Annotated in this window: 24 protein-coding genes and 1 tRNA gene; 9 read left to right on the top strand and 16 right to left on the bottom strand. The window is 69.4% G+C overall.

What is annotated here, in order from left to right; all coding sequences use genetic code 11:
* The first annotated feature begins 16 nt into the window (after positions 1–16).
* On the top strand, positions 17–976 hold the full coding sequence (gene rsmI, locus AC1RAA_RS29880; RefSeq protein ID WP_492732625.1) for a 16S rRNA (cytidine(1402)-2'-O)-methyltransferase: 960 nt from the start codon (positions 17–19) through the stop codon (positions 974–976).
* A gap of 3 nt (positions 977–979) precedes the next feature.
* On the opposite strand, the gene AC1RAA_RS29875 is transcribed toward rsmI, so the two are convergent.
* From AC1RAA_RS29875 to AC1RAA_RS29860, 4 genes are all read right to left on the bottom strand, one after another.
* The gene (locus AC1RAA_RS29875; protein ID WP_492732623.1) at positions 980–1,708 is read right to left on the bottom strand and encodes a glutathione S-transferase; all 729 of its coding nucleotides are present in this window, start codon (positions 1,706–1,708) and stop codon (positions 980–982) included.
* 89 nt (positions 1,709–1,797) lie between these two features.
* The gene (locus tag AC1RAA_RS29870) at positions 1,798–2,025 is read right to left on the bottom strand and encodes a hypothetical protein (RefSeq protein ID WP_062481748.1); all 228 of its coding nucleotides are present in this window, start codon (positions 2,023–2,025) and stop codon (positions 1,798–1,800) included.
* 161 nt (positions 2,026–2,186) lie between these two features.
* A tRNA-Arg gene (locus tag AC1RAA_RS29865) sits at positions 2,187–2,261 on the bottom strand.
* Positions 2,262–2,303: 42 nt separating this feature from the next.
* Positions 2,304–2,972 carry a TetR family transcriptional regulator gene (locus tag AC1RAA_RS29860; protein WP_492732621.1) on the bottom strand — a complete coding sequence of 223 codons (669 nt, stop codon included), beginning with the start codon at positions 2,970–2,972 and terminating at the stop codon, positions 2,304–2,306.
* 179 nt (positions 2,973–3,151) lie between these two features.
* On the opposite strand from AC1RAA_RS29860, the gene AC1RAA_RS29855 reads away from it, so the two are divergent.
* The 4 genes from AC1RAA_RS29855 (at position 3,152) to AC1RAA_RS29840 (ending at position 9,768) form a co-directional block, all read left to right on the top strand.
* Positions 3,152–4,447: an efflux RND transporter periplasmic adaptor subunit gene (locus AC1RAA_RS29855; protein ID WP_062481754.1), complete on the top strand. Its 1,296-nt coding sequence runs from the start codon at positions 3,152–3,154 to the stop codon at positions 4,445–4,447.
* 15 nt (positions 4,448–4,462) lie between these two features.
* The gene (locus AC1RAA_RS29850) at positions 4,463–7,630 is read left to right on the top strand and encodes an efflux RND transporter permease subunit (protein ID WP_062481757.1); all 3,168 of its coding nucleotides are present in this window, start codon (positions 4,463–4,465) and stop codon (positions 7,628–7,630) included.
* Positions 7,623–9,047 carry an efflux transporter outer membrane subunit gene (locus AC1RAA_RS29845; RefSeq protein ID WP_062481759.1) on the top strand — a complete coding sequence of 475 codons (1,425 nt, stop codon included), beginning with the start codon at positions 7,623–7,625 and terminating at the stop codon, positions 9,045–9,047. The genes AC1RAA_RS29850 and AC1RAA_RS29845 overlap by 8 nt, the downstream gene beginning before the upstream one ends.
* A 115-nt stretch (positions 9,048–9,162) precedes the next feature.
* The gene (locus AC1RAA_RS29840) at positions 9,163–9,768 is read left to right on the top strand and encodes a c-type cytochrome (protein ID WP_062481762.1); all 606 of its coding nucleotides are present in this window, start codon (positions 9,163–9,165) and stop codon (positions 9,766–9,768) included.
* A gap of 91 nt (positions 9,769–9,859) precedes the next feature.
* On the opposite strand, the gene AC1RAA_RS29835 is transcribed toward AC1RAA_RS29840, so the two are convergent.
* The 4 genes from AC1RAA_RS29835 to AC1RAA_RS29820 all read right to left on the bottom strand — a co-directional run bounded on the left by AC1RAA_RS29835 (position 9,860) and on the right by AC1RAA_RS29820 (position 12,807).
* Positions 9,860–10,408, bottom strand: coding sequence for a DUF2946 family protein (locus AC1RAA_RS29835; protein WP_369645419.1), 549 nt, complete (start codon positions 10,406–10,408; stop codon positions 9,860–9,862).
* The gene (locus AC1RAA_RS29830; RefSeq protein ID WP_492732619.1) at positions 10,401–11,417 is read right to left on the bottom strand and encodes a YheT family hydrolase; all 1,017 of its coding nucleotides are present in this window, start codon (positions 11,415–11,417) and stop codon (positions 10,401–10,403) included. The genes AC1RAA_RS29835 and AC1RAA_RS29830 overlap by 8 nt, the downstream gene beginning before the upstream one ends.
* Positions 11,418–11,498: 81 nt before the next feature.
* On the bottom strand, positions 11,499–11,951 hold the full coding sequence (locus AC1RAA_RS29825) for a YybH family protein (protein ID WP_062481770.1): 453 nt from the start codon (positions 11,949–11,951) through the stop codon (positions 11,499–11,501).
* Between the two features lie 52 nt (positions 11,952–12,003).
* A complete protein-coding gene (locus AC1RAA_RS29820; RefSeq protein ID WP_307696715.1) occupies positions 12,004–12,807 on the bottom strand; it encodes a Rossmann-fold NAD(P)-binding domain-containing protein in 804 nt (267 codons plus the stop codon).
* A gap of 47 nt (positions 12,808–12,854) precedes the next feature.
* Here AC1RAA_RS29820 and AC1RAA_RS29815 point away from each other — a divergent pair, with 47 nt between their 5' ends.
* The 4 genes from AC1RAA_RS29815 (at position 12,855) to trxC (ending at position 15,442) form a co-directional block, all read left to right on the top strand.
* Positions 12,855–13,454, top strand: coding sequence for a LemA family protein (locus tag AC1RAA_RS29815; protein WP_175497129.1), 600 nt, complete (start codon positions 12,855–12,857; stop codon positions 13,452–13,454).
* A 12-nt stretch (positions 13,455–13,466) separates the two neighbouring features.
* Entirely contained in the window at positions 13,467–14,396 is a 930-nt protein-coding gene (locus AC1RAA_RS29810) for a TPM domain-containing protein (protein ID WP_492732618.1), read from the top strand.
* 4 nt (positions 14,397–14,400) lie between these two features.
* Complete coding sequence (locus AC1RAA_RS29805; protein WP_447747555.1) at positions 14,401–14,931, top strand: TPM domain-containing protein; 531 nt, start codon at positions 14,401–14,403, stop codon at positions 14,929–14,931.
* Between the two features lie 61 nt (positions 14,932–14,992).
* Positions 14,993–15,442: a thioredoxin TrxC gene (gene trxC, locus AC1RAA_RS29800; RefSeq protein ID WP_070063801.1), complete on the top strand. Its 450-nt coding sequence runs from the start codon at positions 14,993–14,995 to the stop codon at positions 15,440–15,442.
* 18 nt (positions 15,443–15,460) lie between these two features.
* Here the strand turns inward: trxC and AC1RAA_RS29795 are convergent, their stop codons facing one another.
* The 8 genes from AC1RAA_RS29795 to AC1RAA_RS29760 all read right to left on the bottom strand — a co-directional run bounded on the left by AC1RAA_RS29795 (position 15,461) and on the right by AC1RAA_RS29760 (position 23,374).
* A complete protein-coding gene (locus AC1RAA_RS29795; protein ID WP_492732616.1) occupies positions 15,461–15,985 on the bottom strand; it encodes a DUF3617 domain-containing protein in 525 nt (174 codons plus the stop codon).
* A gap of 69 nt (positions 15,986–16,054) precedes the next feature.
* Positions 16,055–16,753 (bottom strand): phosphatase PAP2 family protein, encoded by a 699-nt coding sequence (locus AC1RAA_RS29790; protein ID WP_492732614.1) that lies wholly within the window; start codon positions 16,751–16,753, stop codon positions 16,055–16,057.
* 52 nt (positions 16,754–16,805) lie between these two features.
* On the bottom strand, positions 16,806–17,936 hold the full coding sequence (locus AC1RAA_RS29785; RefSeq protein ID WP_492732683.1) for a Gfo/Idh/MocA family protein: 1,131 nt from the start codon (positions 17,934–17,936) through the stop codon (positions 16,806–16,808).
* A gap of 37 nt (positions 17,937–17,973) precedes the next feature.
* Positions 17,974–18,939 (bottom strand): substrate-binding domain-containing protein, encoded by a 966-nt coding sequence (locus tag AC1RAA_RS29780; RefSeq protein WP_492732612.1) that lies wholly within the window; start codon positions 18,937–18,939, stop codon positions 17,974–17,976.
* A 57-nt stretch (positions 18,940–18,996) separates the two neighbouring features.
* Positions 18,997–20,037, bottom strand: coding sequence for an ABC transporter permease (locus AC1RAA_RS29775; RefSeq protein WP_492732611.1), 1,041 nt, complete (start codon positions 20,035–20,037; stop codon positions 18,997–18,999).
* The gene (locus tag AC1RAA_RS29770; protein ID WP_492732609.1) at positions 20,000–21,538 is read right to left on the bottom strand and encodes a sugar ABC transporter ATP-binding protein; all 1,539 of its coding nucleotides are present in this window, start codon (positions 21,536–21,538) and stop codon (positions 20,000–20,002) included. The genes AC1RAA_RS29775 and AC1RAA_RS29770 overlap by 38 nt, the downstream gene beginning before the upstream one ends.
* Positions 21,535–22,704 carry an ROK family protein gene (locus AC1RAA_RS29765; protein WP_139705568.1) on the bottom strand — a complete coding sequence of 390 codons (1,170 nt, stop codon included), beginning with the start codon at positions 22,702–22,704 and terminating at the stop codon, positions 21,535–21,537. Before AC1RAA_RS29765 ends, AC1RAA_RS29770 begins: the two co-directional genes overlap by 4 nt.
* Positions 22,705–22,954: 250 nt before the next feature.
* Positions 22,955–23,374 carry a F0F1 ATP synthase subunit epsilon gene (locus AC1RAA_RS29760; RefSeq protein WP_489062057.1) on the bottom strand — a complete coding sequence of 140 codons (420 nt, stop codon included), beginning with the start codon at positions 23,372–23,374 and terminating at the stop codon, positions 22,955–22,957.
* Between the last annotated feature and the right edge of the window lie 3 nt (positions 23,375–23,377).

Raw genomic sequence — 23,377 nt, 5'->3', positions numbered from 1 at the left:
CCTACGGAGAAACCTCTTGGCTTCACTCGCCCCTGCTTCCTTCGGCGCGGCCCTGCCGGCCGCGCTCGACGCCGCGGGCGCGCAGCATTATCCGCAGGGCACGCTGTACGTCGTCGCCACGCCGATCGGCAACCTGGCCGACATCACGCTGCGCGCGCTGCATGTGCTGCAGCTGGTGGACGCCGTCGCCTGCGAGGACACGCGCCACACGCAGAGCCTGCTGCGCGCCTACGGCATCGACCGCCCCGGCGCCCAACTGCTCGCGGTGCACCAGCACAACGAGGCCGAGGCCGCGCAGGCCGTGGTCGCGCGGCTCGCGCAGGGCGAGCGCATCGCCTACGTGAGCGACGCCGGCACGCCCGGCGTGAGCGACCCCGGCGCGCGCCTGGCCGCGGCCGTGCGCGCAGCCGGCCAGCGCGTGCTGCCGCTGCCGGGCGCCAGCAGCGTCGTCACGCTCGTGAGCGCAGCCGGCCTCGTGGCCGACGGCGGCGAGAGCAGCCACGCCCACAACAGCAGCGCCTTCGTGTTCGCGGGCTTCCTGCCGAGCAAGGCCGGCGAGCGCGACACCGCCGTGCAGGCCCTCGCACAGGAGCCGCGCGCCGTGGTGCTGCTCGAAGCGCCGCACCGCATCGAAACCCTGGCCCGCGCCCTGGCCGTGCTGGGCGAGCGCCGCATCACCGTGGGCCGCGAGCTCACCAAGCAGTTCGAAGAGATCGCCACCGTGGCCGCCAGCGCGCTGCCCGACTGGTTCGGCGCCGACCGCGACCGCACGCGTGGCGAGTTCGCATTGGTGCTGCACCCCGTGGCGGTGAGCGGCGACGGCGGCGCGGAAGGCGAACGTGTGCTGCGCCTGCTGCTGGCGGAACTGCCGGTGAAGACGGCCGTGAAGCTGGCCGCCGAGATCAGCGGTGCGCCGCGCAACACGCTGTACGAGCTGGCGCTGCGCATCCGCAACGAAGCCGGCGACGACGAATAGTCCTCAGCCATCCAGCTCGGCATAGCGCCGAAAGATCCCATCCTCGTTGAACGCGATGCGTCGGGGACTTTGCAGGTAGTCATGCACGCGCTGGCGTCGCCGGATATTCGCGTGCAGCTTCACGACCGACGGCGTGGAGGCCAGCGCCCGCGCGGCGGCCTTCGGAAAGGCGTACTGCAGCCCCTCCACCAGCTGGAACAGCGACAGGTCGGCATAGGTCAGCACGTCGCCGACCAGGTGCAGGTCGCCCGAAGGGTTGCGCTGCAGCACCTGCTCGAACCAGTTCAGGAACTTCGGAATGCGCGCCTCGCGGAAGGCCCGCGCACGCTGCAGGGCCGCGTCGCGCTGGTCTTCGTAGTAGTCGCCGGTCGAGATCGGGTGGTGGGTGTCGTGCGCCTCGGCCACCGCGTCGGCGATGGTGAGCTGCAGCTGATGCGTCCACAGCCCGTCGGATTCGCCGATGCCGGCCAGCCCGAGCTTGGGGCCGAGGTACAGCAGGATCGCGGCGGTCTGGCCGACCACGATGTCGCCGTCGACGAGGAACGGCGGTGCGAACGCGGCGCGCGGGTTGCCGGGGTCGCCGAGCCGGCGGCCCAGCGCGGACTCGCCACCGCCTTGCGAGGCGGGCAGCCGCGCGACATCGACGTAGTCGGCGCCCGCGGCCTCGAGTGCGAGCCGCACGAATTCGCCGCGGCCCTGGATCGTGGGCCAGTAATGCAGTTGGTATGCCATGCGGCCATGGTGTCAGGGCCGACGGGGCGCTGCAACCGGCGGCCGGCGGCGAGGGAGCTCAGATCAGGCGGCGAAGGCGCGCGGCTGGCTCACCAGAACTTCCACCACGGGCGCGGCGGCTGGCGCAGGGCCAGGGGGCGGGTGTCCAGGTCGGCGCTCTGGCTCGGCGGAATCGAATCGCCGAAGCGGCGGCGCATCTCGGCCTCCAGGGCATGTGCGATGCCGCGGGCCTGTTTCTCGCCGCGCAGCGCGCGCCGACGCCATTCGGCGGCGTGTGCTGCGAGGCTGGTTTCGTCCAGTTCGGAGAGCTCCATCATGCGGGGAATTTTTACATGCGTGCGTCCGGGTGACGGGGTGCAACGGCGTGTCACGGCCCGGTCGCGCGGATCTCCGGATCGGCCTTGTCTTGCAAGGCCGGGCCGGGTCGGGGAAGAAGTGAAAAAACCGGAAGCCCTTGCGGAATTTCCGGTCTTGAAGGTGGTCCCGCCGCCAGGAATCGAACCTGGATCTCAGCCTTCGGAGGGCCGAATTCTATCCGTTGAAATACAGCGAGAGGGGTGCTCCGGAATGCACCGGAGCCACACATTATGGCCTATCAGGCCGCGGTGGTTTCCGCGTCGTGCGCCGTCGGGACGCCACCGGCCGGCGTGCGCGGGAAACCGAGCCCGGCCAGGTAGACGCGGAAGGTGCGCCGCCCGGTCGACACGAGGTCGAAGGCCGTGGGGTCGAGCAGCCAGTTCTGGATCAGCCCGCCCATCAGGGCGTGCATGCCCTGCGCCGCGATCGCGCCCGGCAACGGCAACCGGATGCGGGCGCGCCGCGCGGCCAGCCGCAGGGCCTTTTCGAAATCGACCACGCAGGCGTTGCGCGCGTCCAGGTGGCGCTGCTGCACCGAGGCCATGTCGTGCGTGTACTCGACCTTGTGGGTCGCGATGTCGAACACGCGCCGCACCTGCGGGTCGGCGACCATGAGCGTCAGCGCATGGATCAGGCCTTCCTCGATCTCGACCAGCGGGTCATCGCCGGGGATGTCGCTCTTGGGCGGCGTCTCCAGCGGCAGGATCACGCGCTCCATCATGGCGTTGAACAGATCGGCCTTGTCCTTGAAGTGCCAGTAGATGGCACCCCGGGTCGCGCCGGCCTGCTGCGCGATCTGCTGCAGCGTGGTCTGCGAAACACCTTGCGCCTGAAACAGCAACTCCGCGGCATCGAGCAATCGATTCCGCGTCGCCAGTGCTTCTTCCTTCGTACGACGTGCCACCAAGTCTCCTGATTTGTAAAGCGAACGCCCTTTGCGTATCGTGGGGCCATTGCATGGCTGTCACTATACATCCATGAATGTATGTAAACTAGCGCGCTTCTCGGATGGCCCACCTGCCCGTGCTGGTTTACGGATCTCTCCCGCAAACGCGCCATCTCCCGTCTTCGCATCAAAGGAATCACATGCCTCTTCTGCATGTCTCGCGTCAACCGTCCTTGTCGTTTTCGCCGCGTCTCGCGACCGTGGCCCTCGTCTCCCTCCTGTTCCTGGCCGCCTGCGGCAAGGGCGAGGCCCCGGCCGGACCGGGCGGCGGTGGCGGTGGTGCCCGTCCGGCGCCTGAAGTCGGCGTGGTGACGGTCAAGCCCACCGACGTGGGCCTCGTGACCGAGCTGCCCGGCCGCCTCGAAGCCTCGCGCATCGCCCAGGTGCGCGCCCGCACGCCGGGCATCCTGCTCAAGCGCGAGTTCCGCGAAGGCAGCGACGTGAAGGCCGGCCAGTTGCTGTTCCGCATCGACCCCGCACCGCTGGTGGCCGCCACGCAGAACGCCCAGGCCGCACTGGCCCGCGCCGAAGCCAACGCCGTGCAGGCCAAGGCGCTGGCCGACCGCTACAAGCCGCTGGTCGAAGCCAACGCCGTGAGCAAGCAGGAATACGCGACGGCCGTGGCCTCCGCCAAGACAGCCGACGCCGACGTGGCCGCCAACCGCGCGCTGCTGCAGACCGCCAAGATCAACCAGGGCTACGCCGATGTCACCTCGCCCATCGCAGGCCGCATCGGCCGTGCGCTGGTCACCGAAGGCGCACTGGTCGGCCAGGGCGACGCCACCGAGCTGGCCGTGGTGCAGCAGATCAACCCGCTGTACGTGAACTTCACGCAGTCGGCCTCCGACGTGCTCAAGCTGCGCCGCGCCGTGGCCGCCGGCCAGTACAAGCGTGCGAGCGGCGAAGAAGCCGCGAGCATCCGCGTGGTGCTGGAAGACGGCACCGACTACGGGCAGGACGGCAAGCTGCTGTTCTCCGACCTCACGGTCGACCCGACCACGGGCCAGGTCACGCTGCGCGCCGAGATCCCGAACCCCAAGGGCGAACTGCTGCCCGGCCTGTACGTGCGCGTGAAGCTCGAGCAGGCCCAGGTGACGAACGCGATCACGGTGCCGCAACAGGCTGTCACGCGCACCCAGCAGGGCGACCACGTGACGGTGGTCAGCGCCGACGGCAAGCTGAGCCAGCGCACCGTGAAGATCAGCGCCGCCAAGGACAACCAGTGGGTGGTGCTCGACGGCCTGAAGGCCGGCGAACAGGTGATGGTCGACGGCTTCCAGCGCCTGCAGATGATGCCGCCCGGCACGCCCGTGAAGGCGGTGCCGTGGCAGAAGCCGACGCCGAACGGCGCGGCTGCACCCGCGGCACCGGCAGCGTCTGCTGCCGCAGCGGCACCCGCCGCCAGCCCGGCTTCGGCCCCGGCTGACAAGAAGTAATCAGGAGCGCCTCGCATGGCCAAATTCTTTATCGACCGACCTATCTTCGCGTGGGTGATCGCACTGTTCATCATCGTGGTGGGCGGCGTCGCCATCACGCAGTTGCCGATCTCGCAGTACCCGCCGGTGGCCCCACCGGCCATCGTGATCAACGTCGCCTACCCCGGTGCCTCCGCGCAGACCCTCGAGGACAGCGTGCTGTCCGTGATCGAGCGCGAGATGAACGGCTCGCCCGGCCTGATCTACATGGAATCGGTGGCCCAGGCCGACGGCACCGGCGCCATCACCATCAGCTTCGAGGCCGGCACCAACGAAGACCTCGCGCAGGTGGACGTGCAGAACCGGCTCTCGCGCGCCACGCCGCGGCTGCCCTCGGCCGTGACGCAGCAGGGCGTGCGCGTGGACAAGTCGCGCAACAACTTCCTGCTGTTCGCGATGCTGTCTTCGGACAACCCCGACTTCGACCCGGTGGCGCTCGGTGACTATGCCGCGCGCAACATCGTGCCGGAACTGCAGCGGATCGACGGCGTGGGCCAGGCCCAGCTGTTCGGCTCCGAGAACGCGATGCGCATCTGGATCGACCCGGCGAAGCTGCAAGGCTTCAACCTGTCGGCCAACGACGTCAATGCCGCGATCCGTGCGCAGAACGCCCAGGTGGCCTCGGGCACGCTCGGCGACCTGCCGAACATCCCCGGCCAGGCGATCTCCGCCACGGTCACGGTGAACGGCCAGCTCAACAGCGTCGAGCAGTTCCAGAACATCGTGCTGCGCGCCAACACCGACGGCTCGACCGTGCGCCTGAAGGACGTGGCACGCGTCGAACTCGGCGGCCAGAACTACGCCACCTCCGCGCGCCTGAACGGCGTGCCCGCGGTCGGTATCGGCGTGCAGCCCACGCCCACCGGCAACGCGCTGAAGTCGGCCAAGGCCGTGCGCGCCAAGATGGCCGAGCTGGAACGCTACTTCCCCAAGGGCGTGAAGTGGGACATTCCTTATGACAGCTCGCGCTTCGTGCAGATCTCGATCTCCGAAGTGGTGAAGACGCTGTTCGAGGCCATCGCGCTGGTGTTCCTGGTGATGTTCCTGTTCCTGCAGAACTGGCGCTACACGATCATCCCGACGATCGTGGTGCCCATTGCACTGCTGGGCACCTTCGCCACGCTGCTCGCATTGGGCTTCTCGATCAACGTGCTCACCATGTTCGGCATGGTGCTGGTGATCGGTATCGTGGTGGACGACGCCATCGTGGTGGTGGAGAACGTCGAGCGCATCATGAGCGAAGAGGGGCTGTCGCCGCTCGACGCCACGCGCAAGGCGATGCAGCAGATCTCGGGCGCCATCATCGGCGTGACCGTGGTGCTGATCTCGGTGTTCGTGCCGCTGGCCTTCTTCGCGGGTTCGACCGGCAACATCTACCGCCAGTTCTCGGCGGTGATGGTGGCCTCGATCGGCTTCTCGGCCTTCATGGCGCTGTCGCTCACGCCGGCGCTGTGCGCCACGCTGCTCAAGCCGGTGGAAGCCGGCCACCACCATGAGAAGCGCGGCTTCTTCGGCTGGTTCAACCGCGGCTTCTCGCGCACGGCCAAGGGCTACGAAGGCGTGGTCGCGCGCATCCTGCGCCGCGCCGCACGCTACCTCGTGATCTACGCCGCGATCATCGGCGCCGTCGCGTACTTCTACACGCACCTGCCGAGCTCGTTCCTGCCCGAGGAAGACCAGGGCAACATCATCGTGAACGTGCAACTGCCCCCGGGCGCGACGCAAGAGCGTTCGTTGTCGGTGATGCAACAGGTCGAAGGCTTCATCCTGAAGCAGCCTGAAGTGCAGAGCATCGTGAGCGTGATGGGCTTCAGCTTCTCCGGCCAGGGCCAGAACGCGGGCCTTGCCTTCGTGACGCTGAAGGACTGGGAAGAACGCAAGGACCCGGCCAACTCGGCCAGCGCGCTGGCCGGCCGTGCCTTCGGTGCGCTGTCGGGCATCCGCGACGCCTTCATCTACCCGCTGAGCCCGCCGCCGATTCCCGAGCTGGGCAACGCCAGCGGCTTCAGCTTCCGCTTGCAAGACCGCGCGGGCGCAGGCCACGAGGCGCTGATCAACGCGCGCAACCAGCTGCTGGGCATGGCCTCGCAGAGCAAGATCCTCGCGCAGGTGCGCCCTGACGGCCTGGAAGACGCGCCACAGCTGGAGATCGACATCGACCGCGACAAGGCCAACGCCCTGGGCGTGAGCTTCGACGCGATCAACAGTGCGCTGTCGACCTCGCTGGGTTCGAGCTACATCAACGACTTCCCGAACCGCGGCCGCCTGCAGCGCGTGGTGGTGCAGGCCGATGCGCCGGCACGGATGCAGCCGGACGACCTGCTGCGCCTGAACGCCGTCAACACCAAGGGCCAACCGGTGCCGCTGTCGGCTTTCGCAACCACCAAGTGGGTCTCGGGCGCCACGCAGACCGTGCGCTACAACGGCTACCCCGCCATCCGCATCAGCGGTGACGCGGCGCCGGGCCAGAGCACGGGCGCGGCCATGGCCGAGATGGAAAAGCTCGCCGGCCAGCTGCCGCAAGGCTTCGGCTTCGAGTGGACCGGCCAGTCGCGTGAAGAAAAGCTCGCCGGCTCGCAGGCCATGATCCTGTACGGCTTCGCGATCCTGGCGGTGTTCCTGTGCCTGGCCGCGCTGTACGAGAGCTGGTCGATCCCGCTGTCGGTGATCCTGGTGGTGCCGCTGGGCGTGCTGGGCGTGCTGGTGGCGACGATGCTGCGCGCCTATTCCAACGACGTGTACTTCCAGGTGGGCCTGATCACGATCATCGGCTTGTCCGCGAAGAACGCGATCCTGATCATCGAGTTCGCGAAAGACCTGCAGGCGCAGGGCCGCGGCGTGGTCGAGGCCGCGCTCGAGGCCGCACACCTGCGGTTCCGTCCCATCATCATGACCTCGCTGGCCTTCGGCCTGGGCGTGCTGCCGCTGGTCCTGGCTTCGGGCGCAGGCTCGGCGAGCCAGCGTGCCATCGGCACCGGCGTGCTCGGCGGCATGGTGACCGGCACGGTCCTGGCCGTGATCTTCGTGCCGGTGTTCTTCGTGGTGGTGCGCACGCTGTTCAAGGGCAGCGCGCGCCAGCACGAGGCCGACAAGCGGCATGCGGCAGCGGCCGGCATCACGGGAGATACCACACACCATGACTAAGAAACCTCTGATCCCCACCGTGCTGGCAGCCGCGATGCTGCTGGCAGGCTGCTCGCTGATCCCGACCTACGAGCGCCCCGCGGCGCCGGTGCCGACGACCTACCCGGGTGACCCGGCACAGCCGTCGGGCCCCGCCGCGGCCGCCCTGCCCTGGCAGGACTTCTTCACCGACCCGCGCCTGGCGGGCCTGATCCAGACGGCGCTGGCGAACAACCGCGACCTGCGCGTGTCGGTGCTCAACATCGAGCAGGCGCGTGCGCAGTTCCAGATCGAGCGCTCGGCGCTGTTCCCGGCGCTCGGCCTCACGGGCACGGGCTCGCGCTCGAGCCCCAACGCCTACCAGGCGATCGATCCGACGCAAGGCAGCGTGGCCTCGCAGTACGCGGTCAACTTCGGCTTCACTGCGTGGGAGCTCGACTTCTTCGGCCGCATCCGCGCGCTGAAGGACCAGGCGCTGTCGCAGTACCTGGCCACCGAAGAGTCACGCAAGGCCGCGCAGATCAGCCTGATCGCGGCCGTGGCCAGCGGCTGGCTCACGCTGCTGGCCGACGACGAGCTGCTCGAGATCACGCGCCAGACCATGGTCACGCGCGACGAGTCGGTGCGCCTGACCAAGCTGCGCTTTGACAACGGCGTGTCGTCCGAGATCGACTTCCAGGCCGCGAACTCGCAGGCCGAGACCGCGCGCGCCGCCTATGCGCAGCAGCAGCGTGCCCGCCTGCAGGACGAGAACGCACTCGCGCTGCTGCTGGGCGCGCCGGTGCCGGCCGAGGCCACCGCCGGTGGCACCAAGGGACTCGCGGGCATCCGCCCGATGCCCGACGTGCCGGCCGGCCTGCCCTCCGACCTGCTGACCGAGCGGCCCGACATCCGTGCGGCCGAGCAGCAGCTGATTGCGGCCAACGCCAACATCGGCGCAGCGCGTGCGAACTTCTTCCCGCGCGTGTCGCTCACGAGCTCGATCGGCACCGCGAGCAGCGAGTTCTCGAACCTGTTCGACCGCGGCACCAAGGCCTGGAGCTTCGCGCCCACGGTCACGCTGCCGATCTTCGATGCGGGCCGCAACATCGCGGGACTCAACTCGGCCAAGGCCGGGCGCGAGATCGCGGTGGCGCAGTACGAGAAGTCGGTGCAGACCGCGTTCCGCGAAGTGGCCGACGCACTCGCGGGCCGCGCCACGCTGGGCGAGCAGGCGCGCGCGCAGACCGCGCAGGCCGACGCCGAGGCGGTGCGCTACAAGCTGTCCGACCTGCGCTATCGCAACGGCATCGCCAGCGCGCTCGACCTGCTCGACGCACAGCGTTCGCTGTTCACGGCGCAGCAATCGGCGGTGGCCACGCGCCTGCTGCAGCTGCAGAACCAGGTCACGCTGTACAAGACGCTGGGTGGCGGCTGGGCCACACGCAACAACGGTTGAGACACCTGCGCGTCCGATATGGAGAGGCCAATTGCCCGCGCGGGCAAAGGGCCTCTCTATAATCGCCGGTTGGTTAGAAAAAGCCCCCGACGAGCCCCCCGTTATTGAGGACGCCATGAGCGCAGACCCGCACAACCAGGCCACAGAAGAAGCCCATACCGGCCCGATCAAGAACCCGAAGCAACTGCTGCTCGCGGTATTTTTCTCTTTCATCATTCCGATCCTGATCATCGTGGGCCTCGTGTCCTATGTGGTCTCGGGCACCAAGCCCGCCGGTACCGCGGAGGGCGACAACATGGCGCTCTACGGCGTGACCAAGGAATCGCGCGACCGTGAAGTGGCCGAGCGCCTCAAGAAGGTCGGCTCCATCGAGATCCGTGACGCCAACCGGCCGCTGGCCGCTGGCGATGCCGTGTTCAAGGCCCAGTGCGTGGCCTGCCACGGCGCCCCCGGCATCCCCGGTGCCCCGCACCTGAACGACGCCGCAGCCTGGGGCCCCCGCATCGGCCAGGGCTACGCGACGCTGCTCGAGCACGCGCTCAAGGGCAAGGGCGCCATGCCCGCCCAGGGCGGCGGCGACTTCGAAGACATCGAAATCGGCCGTGCCGTGGTGTACCTGGCCAACGCCGGTGGCGCCAAGTTCCCGGTGCCGGACCGTCCGGCAGCGGCCGCCGCGCCGGCCGAAGGTGCGTCGGCTGCGGCCAGCGCGCCTGCCAAGTAAGCAATCGACGGCGCCTCGCGCCCATGAAAAAACCGGCTCTCAGGCCGGTTTTTTTACGCCCGGACGATCCGGGTTGCTATCTTTTCAATAGCTATACAGCCACGCCTGCATGACGTTCCGCCGGGCTCAGCACATGCCCGAAGCGCCCCGGCAGGTCGGCCGCGCGCACCGGCTCCGGCGTCCAGACGCCTTGCTCCACGGCCTCGGCGGCGATGCCCACGTCCTGCGTGTGCACCAGCCCGAGCCCCGCCGGGGCCACGAGGTAGAGCCGGCCTTCTTCGTCGAGCAGGCAGCCCGACACCTCGGCCGGCGCGCCCGTGTGGGCCGTGACCGTGAAGGCGCCCGCGCCCTGCTGCGCCACGCGCCACACCAGCGGCGCCGCCTCCAGCTCGACATACACGCGCTGCGGCCCGTTCTGGAAGAACCACTGGCCGTCGGCGTCGTGCTCGTAGTTGCGGTGGATGAAGTCGATCAGCTTGTCGTGCCGCAGCATCGAGCCCTTGGCGCTGCGAAACGGGCCCTGCGCCTGCGTGCGGTCGTCGCGCATGTACCAGTTGCCGCGCGCGTCCAGGCCCAGCCAGCCGTAGCAGTGCGGCACGTTCGGCCACTTGGCCAATGCCTGTTTGACGATGTCATCCATGGGCCGTATTTTGCGCCCGCGTCGACGAGAGGTGGTGGGCCAGCCACCCTCCTACGCGCTCGGGCATTCCGCCCACGTGCCCCGGCGGCAGGCCGAGCGGAAAGCCCACGTGGCCGCCGCCCGCGGGCTGCCACAGCGTGACGTGCGACCCGACCTCGCTGGGCCCCGGCAGGCTGCGGGCCGGAATGAAGGGGTCGTTGCGGGCGTTCACCACCAGCGCGGGCACGCGGATCGCGCCCAGCAGCGGCTTGGACGAGCCGCGCGCCCAGTAGTCGTCGGTGTTGCGAAAGCCGTGCAGCGGCGCGGTGAACACGTCGTCGAAGTCATACAGGTCGCGCGCGGCCATCAGCCGGTCGCGGTCGAACAGACCCGGGAACTGCGCCAGCTTGGCCAGCGCCTTGGGCTTCATGGTCGCGAGGAACATGCGCGTGTAGACCAGCCGGTTGAAGCCGCGCCCGATCGCCTCGCCGCCCGCCGCCAGGTCGAGCGGTGCGCACACCGACGCCACCGCGTCGACCGAGGCCCGCGCGCTCTCGCCCGCCTCGCAGGCCCAGCGCAGCAGCGCATTGCCGCCCAGCGAGACGCCGGCCGCCAGCACCGGCCCGCCGCCGCCCTGCACCACGTGCTGCGCGTGCATGCGCCGCAGGATCCAGTCGATCTCCTCGTGGTCGCCCGAGTGGTAGGCGCGCGGCGCGAGGTTCAGCTCGCCGCTGCAGCCGCGAAAGTGCGGCACCGCGAAGGCCATGCCGCGCGCGGCGGCAAAGGCCGCGAAGGCCTCGGCGTAGTGGCTGCGCGACGAGCCCTCGAGCCCGTGGAACAGCACCAGCAGCGGCCGGGGGCCGGGCTGCGGCGCGTCGACGAAGTCGACGTCGATGAAGTCGCCGTCCGGCGCGGTCCAGCGCTCGCGGCGGTACACCGGCGCGGGCCCGTCGAAGCGGCGCGCGCACAGCGCGGCCCAGATGGTCTGCAGGTTGCCGCCGGGCAGCCAGCGCGGGGCGTCGTAGCCCATGGCGTCGTACGCAACGGGCGACGCGGAATCCGGTGAGAAAGAGGAAGAAGGAAAGGGAGAGGCCATCGCTCGAAGCAGGACTCAGTGCAGGACCTGCGGCGGATCGTTCGCGTCGTCCGGCTCGCGCGCGCTGCCCGGGCTCGCGTGGTGCGCCACCATGCGCCAGCCCTGCGCGGTCTTGTGATACACGTTGGTGGCCAGCACGAAGGCATGGCGCGGCCCCTCGGCCGTGAGCACCTCGATGCGCTCCAGCACGTTGTGCACGGCGCTCGCCAGCGACTCGATCTTGCGCACGCGCGCCGGCGTCGCATGGATGGCGCCGTTGGCGAACATCTGCTCGAAGGCCGCGCGGATCGCCACCGCGCCCACCAGCCGCGGGCCGCCCGGGTGGACGCAGAACACCTCGTCCTCGTCGGCCCAGCAGGCCATCAGCGCATCGACATCGCCGCGTTGCAGCGCTTCATAGAAGGCGGCCTCGACATCGTCGGCAGTGCCGCCGATGGCCGCGGCGGCGCGGAAAGGGGTCTTGGGCATGGCGGTGAGGGGCGAGAGCGAAGGGGGTAGGCCGGATTTTGCCCTGCCCATGTCACGGCCATGTGGCAGCAGGCGACCCGGCCGTGGGTGCTTCGGGCGCGGACGCCGGAATCAGCCACGCGCGCGCCGCCGCCTCGGTGGCGCCCTGCGCGGCCTGCCACACCATCTCGGGCGCGGCCACGTGCACGCCCGGCGGCGCCACGCGCAGCGCGAGGTCGACCAGCTCGGCCATCTTGGGCGCGCGCACCGGCTGCTCGTTGGCCGGCACCATGAACCGCATGATCGACAGCATCCAGGCCGCCAGCCGCTCGCCCAGGTTGGCCAGGCGCACGTCGGCCGGCTTGCGCGCCGAGCGCAGCAGGATCAGGCGCTCGAAGCCGCAGGCGACCACGGCCTGCTCGTCCAGGCTGGCCAGCCCGCGCTTGAGCGCCTCGGGCAGCCGGCCGCGGTCGTGCGGCTGCACGATGGCCAGGGTGCGCACGCCGCTGGCGCGCAGCCAGCGTGCCAGCTCGGGCAGGTCGGCGGGCTCGGGGTGCCACAGCGCGCGCTCGCGGCCGTGGTACAGGCGCGGCGGATCGAAGGCGACCACCGCCACGTCGGCCGCCACCAGCGGCCACTGCGCGATCGGCAGCGCCGGGCACTGAACCGTCTCGACGCCGGGCAGCCCGTCGTGCATGGGCTCGCGCGCCAGCACGCGCGTGCGCTGGAAGCGGTGGCGGCCCGCGAGCCGGTGCAGCAGTTCCTGGCCGAGCGCGCCGGTCGCACCCGCGATCAGCAGCGTGCCGGTGGGCGGCGCGGCCGCCGGCGGCACCGCGCGGTTCGCGGCCTGCAGGGCGTGGAGTGGATCGAGGGCCATGACCCCATCTATGCTAACTTCGGCCTCCTTCTGCGGAGGTAATGCAAATGATGATGAAGCGCTGGTTCCTGATTCTCGCGGCCGTCCTGTCCCTCAGCGGATGCGGCTACAACCAGTTCCAGTCCCTCGACGAGGCCAGCAAGTCGGCCTGGAGCGAGGTCCTCAACCAGTACCAGCGGCGTGCCGACCTCGTGCCGAACATCGTCGCCACCGTGAAGGGCGAGGCCAGCTTCGAGCAGGACACGCTCACCAAGGTGATCGAGGCGCGCGCCAAGGCCACCTCGATCCAGGTGACGCCCGAGACGCTCAACAACCCCGAGGCCTTCAACAAGTTCCAGCAGGCGCAGGGCGAACTCTCGTCGGCGCTGTCGCGGCTCATGGTGGTGGCCGAGCGCTACCCCGACCTCAAGGCCAACCAGGCCTTCCGCGACCTGCGCGTGACGCTCGAGGGCACCGAGAACCGCATCACCGTGGCGCGCAACCGCTACATCGAGAGCGTGCAGGAGTACAACGTGCTCGCGCGCAGCTTCCCGACCAACCTCACGGCCATGGTCTTCAGCTACAAGCCGAAGGCGAACTTCTCGGTGCAGAACGAAGCCCAGATCTCGACGCCGCCCACGGTCGATTTCAGCGCCCCGAAGAAGTAAGAAGCGGCGCCGATGGCCGCAGCCCTGATCCGCCGCGCACTGGCAGCGATCTTCATCGCGGCCCTCGCATGGGCCGGCCTGCCCGCGCTGGCGCAGGGCCTGCTGCCGATCCCCACGCTCACGGCGCGCGTGATCGACCAGACCGGCACGCTCGACGCCGCGCAGCGCTCGGGCCTCGAAACCAAGCTCGCGGCCTTCGAGCAGCGCAAGGGCTCGCAGATCGTGGTGCTGATGGTGCCGACCACGGCGCCCGAAGACATCGCGAGCTACGCGCAGCGCGTGGGCGACGCCTGGAAGATCGGCCGCAAGGGCGTGGGCGACGGCCTGCTCGTGATCGTCGCCAAGGACGATCGCAAGATGCGCATCGCCACCGCCAAGACGCTCGAAGGCGCGGTGCCCGACCTCGCAGCGGTGCGCATCATCGACGAGGAGATGAAGCCGCGCTTTCGCAACAACGACTTCGCGGGCGGCCTGAACGCGGCGGTGGACCGGCTCATCGGCCTGGTCGACGGCGAGCCGCTGCCCGAGCCTTCGCGCAACAGCAGCAGCGGCAGCAGCAACGACGGCTTCGACTGGGAGAACCTCGCGATCTTCCTGTTCGTCGGCGTCTTCGTCGGTGCGCCGATCGCGCGCGCCATCCTGGGCAAGACGATGGGCTCGGTCGCCATGGGCGGCGGTATCGGCGTGGTCGCGTTCTTCCTCACGACCAGCACGGTCATCGCGGTGATCGCAGGGCTGATCGCGCTCATGGTCTCGCTGTTCTCGGGCCTTGCCGGCTTCGGCCCCGGTCGCGGCGGCCGAGGCGGTGGCGGCGGGGGTGGCTGGAGCAGTGGTGGCGGTGGCGGCGGCTGGAGCAGCGGCGGCGGCGGAGGTGGTGGCGGCGGATTCAGCTCCGGCGGCGGTGGCAATTTTGGCGGCGGCGGCGCCTCGGGAGACTGGTGAACCCATGGCAACTGCAGACCCCACGCTCTTCTCGAAGCTGGGCCGCATCTGGCGGCACCGCTGGACCGACGAAGCCGCCGTGCGCCGTGTGCTGCCGGCCGACGCGATGCAGCGCCTGGCCGGCCGCGTGGCCGCGAGCGAGCGCCGCCACAGCGGCGAGATCCGCATCTGCGTCGAGGCCGGCCTGCCGACGTCCTACCTGTGGCGCCACGCGCCGCCCCGGGAACGCGCCGTGACGCTGTTCGGCAAGCTGCGCGTGTGGGACACCGCGCACAACAACGGCGTGCTGATCTACCTGCTGCTGGCCGAGCACGCCATCGAGATCGTGGCCGACCGCGGCATCGACGCCCACGTGGGCTCCGCCGAATGGGCCGCCATGACGCAGCGCATGGCCGTGGCCTTCCGCGAAGGCCGCTTCGAAGACGGCATCACGTTGGCGCTGGAAGAGGTGTCGGCGCTGCTGATGGCCCACTTCCCGCTGGCCGACGACCAGCCCGATACCAACGAGCTGCCCGACGCGCCCGTGGTGCTCTGAGGCCCGGCGCCCTCGGCGCCGACGCCTTGCAATCCGCGCACACGGCCCCTATTTTTCGGGCATGACCGAATCCGAATCGCTGCACATCGTCTGCCCGCACTGCCACACGACCAACCGCGTGCGCACGGCGCAACTGGGCAGCGCGCCCGACTGCGGCAGCTGCCACCGTCCGCTGTTCACCGGCCACTCCACCGCACTGCCCGACGTGGCCACCTTCGACCGCCACATCGCGCGCAACGAGATCCCGGTGCTGGTCGATTTCTGGGCGCCCTGGTGCGGCCCCTGCCGCCAGATGGCGCCGGCCTACGAGCAGGCGGCGGCCCAGCTCGAACCGCAGGTGCGGCTGGCCAAGGTCGACACCGAGGCGGTGCAGGCGCTGGGCGCGCGCTTCAACATCCGCAGCATCCCGACGCTGGCGCTGTTCAAGGGCGGGCGCGAGGTCGCGCGGCAGGCCGGCGCGATGGGCGCGGCCGACATCGTGCGCTGGGTCAAGGCGAACGGCGCGGGCTGATCCAGCAACCGGCCGCGCTCACTTGCGCGGCGGCATCTTCGCCATCGCGTCGAGCATGTTCATCTTCATGCCGTTGCCCATGACCATGTCGCCCGGCTTCTGGCCCGGCTTGCAGGGGCCGACCCACTTGGCGTCGACGACGCTCGTGCCCTCGGTCCGGCCCATCAGCGGCGGGCTGTAGGTCGACTTGCTTTCGACACGGTAGGCGCTGCTGAAGTCGCCGCTCATCACGGCACGCGAGGTCGCGGTGGTGGGGCCGATCTTGCAGACCGAGTCGATGACCAGCTTCACGCCTTCGAGGCGCAGGTCCTGCTTCGAGCACATGTCCTTGCCCATGCCCTGGCCCATCTCGCGCATCGCCTTGTCGGTGGCCGCGTCGATGCATTGCTGGATCGTCTGGCCCGGCGCCTTGGCAACTGCCGCACCGCCCTCGCCGGTCTGGATTTCCCACAGGCCCGGCTTGCGCGCCGGGTAGTCGATGGCCAGCGCGGGGCCGGCGAGAAGACAGGCGGCGGCAGCGAGGGAGAACAGGCGACAGGTCATGGCGGGCTCGGTGGACGGCGATGCCGCTATGTACCGTCGGCGCCCGCGCGGCGGAATACCGCGATCGGTCTAAGCCGCGACCGGCGCCAAAGCCGCCGATGGGCGCTCGCGCAACGCGAAGCCCAGCGCCAGGCCCAGCCCGAGGCCGCCCAGCACGTCGATCAGCACATGCTGGCGCACCGCCATCGTCGAGTACACGATGGCCACGGCCCACGCGAGGTTGAGCAGCCGCAACCAGCCCGGCGCACCCGCTTCGCGCAGCTGCCGCCCCAGCACCATGCAGGCGAACACCGAGAACGACACATGCAATGAAGGAAAGGCGTTGCCCGCCGCATCGAAGGTCTTGAGGAAGTGCAGCGACGAGCCCGGCACGGCGTCGATCGTGAAGTTCGGGATCGCCGTGGGCATCCACCAGAACACGGCCAATGCGATCGCCGTCATCACCGCGCAGCCGATGGCGATGGTGTTCAGCTCGCGCCGGTCCTTGGCCAGCAGCACCGGCAGTGCGATGTAGGCCCACAGCGTGAGGTACACCGGCAGCATCGCCGGCCAGAACGCGATCAGCCGGTCGACGGCCGTGAGCGGCAGCACCCACGCCGGCCCGGCATGGTGCATGACCCAGAAGTACAGCGGGAAGAAGCCCAGCGTGGCGACGGTGTTGCCGGCCAGCTTGAGCAGCCACAGCGTCCGGCAGCGCTGCCAGAGGGCGCGCGGCCATGAAGGCTGAGGCGAAGGGGCGTCGAAAGAAGAAGAGGAGGAATGCGTCATGGCGGCCGCTGGTGCCGCAGCCTCGCCTCGTTTCAACGAGGCCCGTGCGCGGCTACCAGGGCGTCCACTTTAATTCGCTTCCAGCCGACGCCACCGTGCGCTCGATGAAGCGCACGCCGCGCGCCCCGTCTTCCACGCGCGGATAGTCCGCCGCCAGCGGATCGGCCACCTGCCCCGCGAGCCGCGCGCGGATGTCCGCCGCCACGCCCGCATAAACGTTCGCAAACGCCTCGATGAAGCCTTCGGGATGACCGGCCGGCAGGCGGCTCGCGCGCCGCGCCGACTCGCACAGCCAGGGCGCGCCGCGCGTGAGCACGCGCCGGGGCCCGTCGTGCGGCAGGTGCACGAGCTGGCTCGGCTGTTCCTGGCGCCATTCGAGCGAGCCCAGCGTGCCGGAGACGCGCAGGCGCAGGTCGTTCTCCAGCCCGGTGTTGATCTGCGAGGCCACCAGCACGCCGCGCGCGCCGCCCTGGAAGCGCAGCAGCAGGCTGCCGTCGTCGTCGAGCAGGCGGCCCGGCACCAGCGCGCCGAGGTCGGCGCACAGGCTCTCGATCTCCAGGCCGGTGACGGTGGCCACGAGGTTCTCGGCGTGCGAGCCGATGTCGCCGATGGCGCCGGCCGCACCGCTGCGCGCGGGGTCGGTGCGCCAGTCGGCCTGCTTGTTGCCGCCCGCGGCTTCCACGTGACTGGCGAGCCAGCCCTGGTTGTATTCGACGACGACCTTGCGGACCTCGCCGATCTGGCCCGTGCGCACCATCTCGCGCGCCTGCCGCACCATCGGGTAGCCGGTGTAGTTGTAGGTCACGCCGAACACCGTGCCCTGCTTCGCCACGGTGGCGACCAGCGCATCGGCCTGCGCGCGCGTGTGCACCAGCGGCTTGTCGCACACCACATGGAAGCCCGCCTCGGCGAAGGCCTGCGCCACCGGGTAGTGCACGTGGTTGGGCGTGACGATCGAGACGAAGTCGATGCGCTCATCGGCCGGGCGCTTCAGCTCGTCGGCCAGCAGCGCCTGCCAGTCGCCGTGGTTGCGGTCGTCGGCCAGGCCGAGGTCGCGGCCCGAGGCGCGCGCCTTGTCCGGACTCGACGACAGCGCGCCGGCGACCAGCGCGATCTGGCCGTCGAGCGCCATGGCCTTGCGGTGCACGGCGCCGATGAAGGCGTCGCGACCGCCGCCGACCATGGCGCAGCGCAGGGGACGTGCAGCGATCTCGGTCACCTTAGAACGGCGAATTGGGATGGTAGAAATCTTTCGCGTTCTCTTTGGTGATCAGCACCGACGGAATGATCGTGGTCGCCGGCAGCTTCTCGCCCTTCAGGCGTGCCTCGGCCGTGAGCTTGATCGCGTCGTAGATGAACTTGGGCGAGTAGCTCACGTCGGCCGTGATGCGCTTGTCCTTGCCGTCCATGATGGTCTTGACCATGTCCTTGGCGCCGGCGCCGCCGAACACGATCTTGATGTCGTCGCGCTTGGCCTGCGAGATGGCCTTGAGCACGCCCACGGCCATGTCGTCGTCGGCGGCCCAGATGGCGTCGATCTGCTTGAAGCGCGTCAGGTAGTCCTGCGTGACCTTGAAGGCGTCGTCGCGGTTCCAGTTGGCGTACTTGGCGTCGAGCAGCTTGATGTCGGGGCTGCCCTTGAGCACCGCGTTGAAGGCGTCCATGCGCTCGTTGTCGAGCGTGGTCGCGATGCCGCGCAGAGCCACCACATTGCCCTTGCCGCCGAGCTGCTTCACGATGTACTCGGCCGGGATCTTGCCGAAGGCCGTGTTGTCGCCGGCGACATACGCGTCCTGCGCGCTGGTGTCGGTCAAGCCGCGGTCGACCACGGTGACGTACGCGCCCTTGGCCTTGACCTGCGCGACCGGCTTGGTCAGTGCGGCCGATTCAAAGGGGAACACGACGAGCGCGTTGATCTTGGTGACCGTCGACAGGTCCTGCAGCTGGTTGGCCTGCTCGGGCGCATTGGCTGCGGTCTTGATCGTGATCATCAGGTCCTTATGCTGCTTCTCGAGGTCCTTCTTCGCCTGGTTGGCCCAGTAGTTGATGCCGCCCATGAAGCTGTGCGTGGCCGCGGGAATCGACACGCCGAGGTTGACCTTGTCCGCGGCAAGCGCGGGCAGGCTGGCGGCGAACGCTGCGGTGGCAACCGCCGTGAGCGCGAGGCGTCGGGTGAAAGTCGTCATGCTGGATGTCTCCTCTTTGGTGGTGGAACGGGAACGGAACGAACGAACAACGAAAAACTAGCGGCGCCCGCGCTGCAGGAACGCGACGACGATGATCACAAAGCCCTGGACGGCTGCGTTGAGGTACACGCTGATGATGCTGGTGAGGTTCAGGATGTTGCTGATGACCGAGAGCAGGATCGCGCCCACCACCGTGCCGGTGATGCTGCCCGCGCCGCCCTTCAACGCGGTGCCGCCGACGATCACCGCGGCAATGGCTTCGAGCTCCCACAGCAGGCCCGTGGTCGGCGAGGCCGAGCCCAGGCGCGGCACGTACAGCAGCGTGGCAATGCCGACGCACACGCCGAGCAGCACGTAGGTGAGGATCTTCACGCGGTCGACATCCACGGCCGCGTAGCGCGCCACCTGCTCGTTGGAACCGATGGCCTGCACATAGCGTCCGTAGGCCGTGCGATTCAGGATGACGCCGCCGATGATCGCGACGATCACGAACACCCACACCGGCACCGGGATGCCCGCAAGGCTCGCGTAGTACACGGGCGCGTAGAGATCAGACAGCTCGTTGTCGAGCGTGAGCGCACCGCCGTCGGCAAAGTACGTGAGGTACGCGCGGAAGATGCCCAGCGTGCCCAGCGTCACGATGAAGGGCTCGATGCGGCCCTTGGTGATGAGCAGGCCGTGCGCCAGGCCGAACAGCGCGCCCAGCACCACGGCGAGCACCGCGCCCATCATCACCGCCATCAGCGGCGAGCCCGAGGCGGGGCCGGCCCAGTTGATGAACATGATCACGCTGCCCGCGATGAGCGCGGCCATCGAGCCCACCGACAGGTCGATGCCGCCCGAGATGATCACGAAGCACATGCCCACCGCGATGATGCCGATGAAGGCGGTGCGCGTGAGCACGTTCATCGCGTTGTCGACGGTCGCGAAGTCGCCGTTGAGCAGCGTGCCCGCGATGCACAGCAGCACGAGGCCGATGATCGGGCCGAGGCCGTGCAGGCGCTCGGTCCAGCGCGGCTTGGCCTCGCTGCGATGCGCTGCTGCCGCGGTGACGGCCGCTTCAGGCTGCGGTGGAGGTGTCTGCAGTTCCGGTGGCATGAGCGATGAGCTCCTCTTCAGTCAGGTGGGTCGCGTCCAGCGTGGCAACGAGCCGACCCGCGCGCATCACCGCGACGCGGTGGCACAGGCCAATCAGCTCCATCAGCTCGGACGAGACGACGATCACCGCGAGGCCTTCGCGGGCGAGTCGCTGGATCAGGAAATAGATGTCGCGCTTGGCGCCGATGTCCACGCCGCGTGTGGGCTCGTCCAGCACCACCACCTTGGGCTGCGGCTGCAGCACCTTGGCGAGCGCGAGCTTCTGCTGGTTGCCGCCCGACAGCGACGAGGCCCGCACGTCGAGCGAGCCGGTGCGGATGCCGTAGTCCTTCACCGCCTCGCCGAGCGCCGCGCGCTCCGCGTCGGGCTTCAGCCAGGGCTGCGCGTAGCGCTCGAGCGCCATCAGCGTGAGGTTCTGGCGCAGGCCGAAGTGCACGTGCAGGCCCTTGCCCTTGCGGTCTTCGCTGAGGTAGGTGAGGCCGTGTTTCGCGGCATCGCGCGGGTTGCGCCAGCCCTTGCCGTGGGGCACGGGCTCGCCGCGCATCTCGACGGTGCCGCTGGCGGGGCGCAGCCCGAGCAGGCCTTCGAACAGTTCGGTGCGGCCCGCGCCGACGAGGCCCGCGAAGCCGAGGATCTCGCCGGGGCGCACCTCGAAGCTCGCGTCCTGCGCCCAGCCGGGCACGCTGAAGTTGCGCACGCGCAGGGCGGGCTTGTCGGCGGCCACGACGAGGTCGCGCGGCGGGTACAGGTCGGCGAGTTCGCGACCCACCATGAGGTTGGCCATCTGCTGGCGCGAGACCTCGGGCGTGGGTGCGCGCGCCACGAAGCGGCCGTCGCGCATCACGATCACCTCGTCGGTGACCTGCTCCACCTCGTCGAGCTTGTGCGAGATGTAGACGATGGTCACGCCGTCGGCGCGCAGCTGGGCGATGAGCTTGAACAGGCGCTCGGTCTCGCCGGGCGTGAGCGTGGCGGTGGGCTCGTCCATGACGAGCAGGCGCGCACGGCGGGCGATGGCTTTCGCGATCTCGACGAGCTGCTTCTCGGCGACGATGAGGCGACGCACCTTGGTGCGCGGGTCGATGGCCAGGCCGACGGCGGCGAGCGCGGCGGCGGCATCGCGCTCCATCGCGGCGTCGTCGAGCAGCCAGCCTTTTTTCTTCTCGTGGCCCAGGAAGATGTTCTGCGCCACGCTGAGGTCTTCGGCGAGGTTGAACTCCTGGTGGATGAGCACGATGCCCAGCGCCTCGGCATCGCGCGAGCTCGTGAAGCTTTGCGGCTGGCCGTTGATGCGCAAGATGCCGCCGGTCAGCGACTCGTAGCCCGACAGGATCTTCATCAACGTGGACTTGCCCGCGCCGTTCTCGCCGAGCAGACCGTACACGCGCCCCGGCGCGAGCGCAAAGCTCACGCCGTGCAGCACCTGCACGGGGCCGAAGGCCTTCACCACGCCGTCGAACTCGACGGCCACGCTGCCCTTGGTTGCCACGGCGTTCGTCATGGCGCCACCCCGCGGGCCTTGAGCGTTTCCTGCATCGCCAGCACGCCCGCGCCGACGAGGCCGCCCTGCGTGCCCAGCGGTGTGTACTGGATTTCGAGGTGCCGCGTCGACAGCGCGAGCGAGCGCTGGTAGACGCTCTGGCGCACGGCCGCGAGAAACAGCGGCCCGATGCGCGTGATGCCGCCGCCGATGAACACGTGCGAGGGATTGAAGAAGTTGACGACCGACGCGAGCATCTGGCCGATGAGGCTGCCGGCGCGCTGGATGATGGCGTTGGCCGCAGGGTCGCCGCCGCGGCTGGCCTGCCCCACGTCGAAGGCATCGATGCGCCCGCGCGTGCGCAGGCATTCGGCGAGCGTCGCGCTTTCGCCGGCTTCGGCCGCCTGCATCGCCATGCGCGTGATCGCGGGGCCCGCCGCCATCGCCTCGACGCAACCCAGGTTGCCGCAATGGCAGCGCGGGCCTTCCTGGTCGACGCAGATGTGGCCCACGTCGCCGGCCGAGCCGGCCGCGCCGCGGTACACCTCGCCGTGGCAGACGATGCCGCAGCCGATGCCGGTGCCGATCTTGATGACGAGGAAATTGGAGAGCGAGCGCCGCAGCCGCCACAGCTCGCCGAGCGCCATCAGGTTGACGTCGTTGTCGACGAACACGGGCGCGGCGTAGTCCTCGCGCAGGTAGTCGCGGATCGAGAAGCTGTCCCAGGCCGGCATCAGCGGCGGGTTCACGAGCTGGCCGATCTCGAAGTTGACGGGGCCGGGCACGCCGATGCCGATGCCCAGCACGTTCCGTGGGCCCTGCCCGCAACGGGCCAGCAGTTCGCGCATCAGCACCCGCACGCGCGCCAGCACCACGGCCGGACCTTCGCGCACGTCGGCCGCTTCCTCGTGCTGGGCGAGCACCGTGAGGTCGGGGCGCAGCACCGCAACATCGAGGCTGGTGGCGCCGATGTCGATGCCAACGAGCACGCCGAGTTCGGCATTGAGCTGGAGGTTTTCGGCGCGCCGCCCACCCGAGGAGCGCTGCAGGCCGGCCTCGGCCAGCAGGCCCTGGTCGACCAGGCCGGCGATGAGCGCGTTGGCCTTGCTCTTGGAGAAGCCCAGCTGCTCGGCCATGGCATGGCGAGAGCCGCCGGCCGACCAGAAGGTCGATTCCAGCAACCGCATTTCGTCGGTCGTGATGCCGCTCCAGGGTGCCACGCGTTTGTCTCCGCTCTTTTTGGAAAGGCGCCGGTCGAACGATCAGGTGATCGGCCGCCGGGCGAAGGCGAATACTAGGAGGGCATCTTCAGCCGGGCAAGGCTTAACTTAGACCTAATTCAAATCAAACTTACCCGCAACCTGGAAAAGGTGGACGAAAAAAAGCCGCCCGGAGGCGGCTTTCTCGTTGCATCTGCCCGAAGGCAGCGGCGTTGATTTACTTCTTCTGGCGGTACTTGCGCAGCGCAGCGATCTGCGCAGCCATCACGGCCAGTTCCGACTGCGCCATCGCGATGTCGATGTCGCTCTTCGCGTTCTTCAGCGCTTCCTCGGCGGCCGCCTTGGCGTGGTTGGCCTTCTCGTCGTCGAGGTCCTTGCCGCGGATCGCGGTGTCGGACAGCACGGTGACGGCGTCGGGCTGCACTTCGAGAATGCCACCGGCCACGAAGACGAACTCTTCACCGCCGTCGGCCGTTTCGATGCGCACGGCACCAGGGCGGATGCGCGTGATCAGTGGCGTGTGGCGCGGATAGATGCCGAGCTCACCGGCTTCACCGGGCAGCGCGACGAACGTGGCTTCGCCCGAGAAGATCGACTCTTCCGCGCTGACCACGTCGACGTGAATGGTGTTGGCCATCTG

Source organism: Variovorax sp. GW823-FHT04F07 (assembly GCF_058795995.1).
This window is presented reverse-complemented; position numbering and strand designations above follow the sequence as displayed.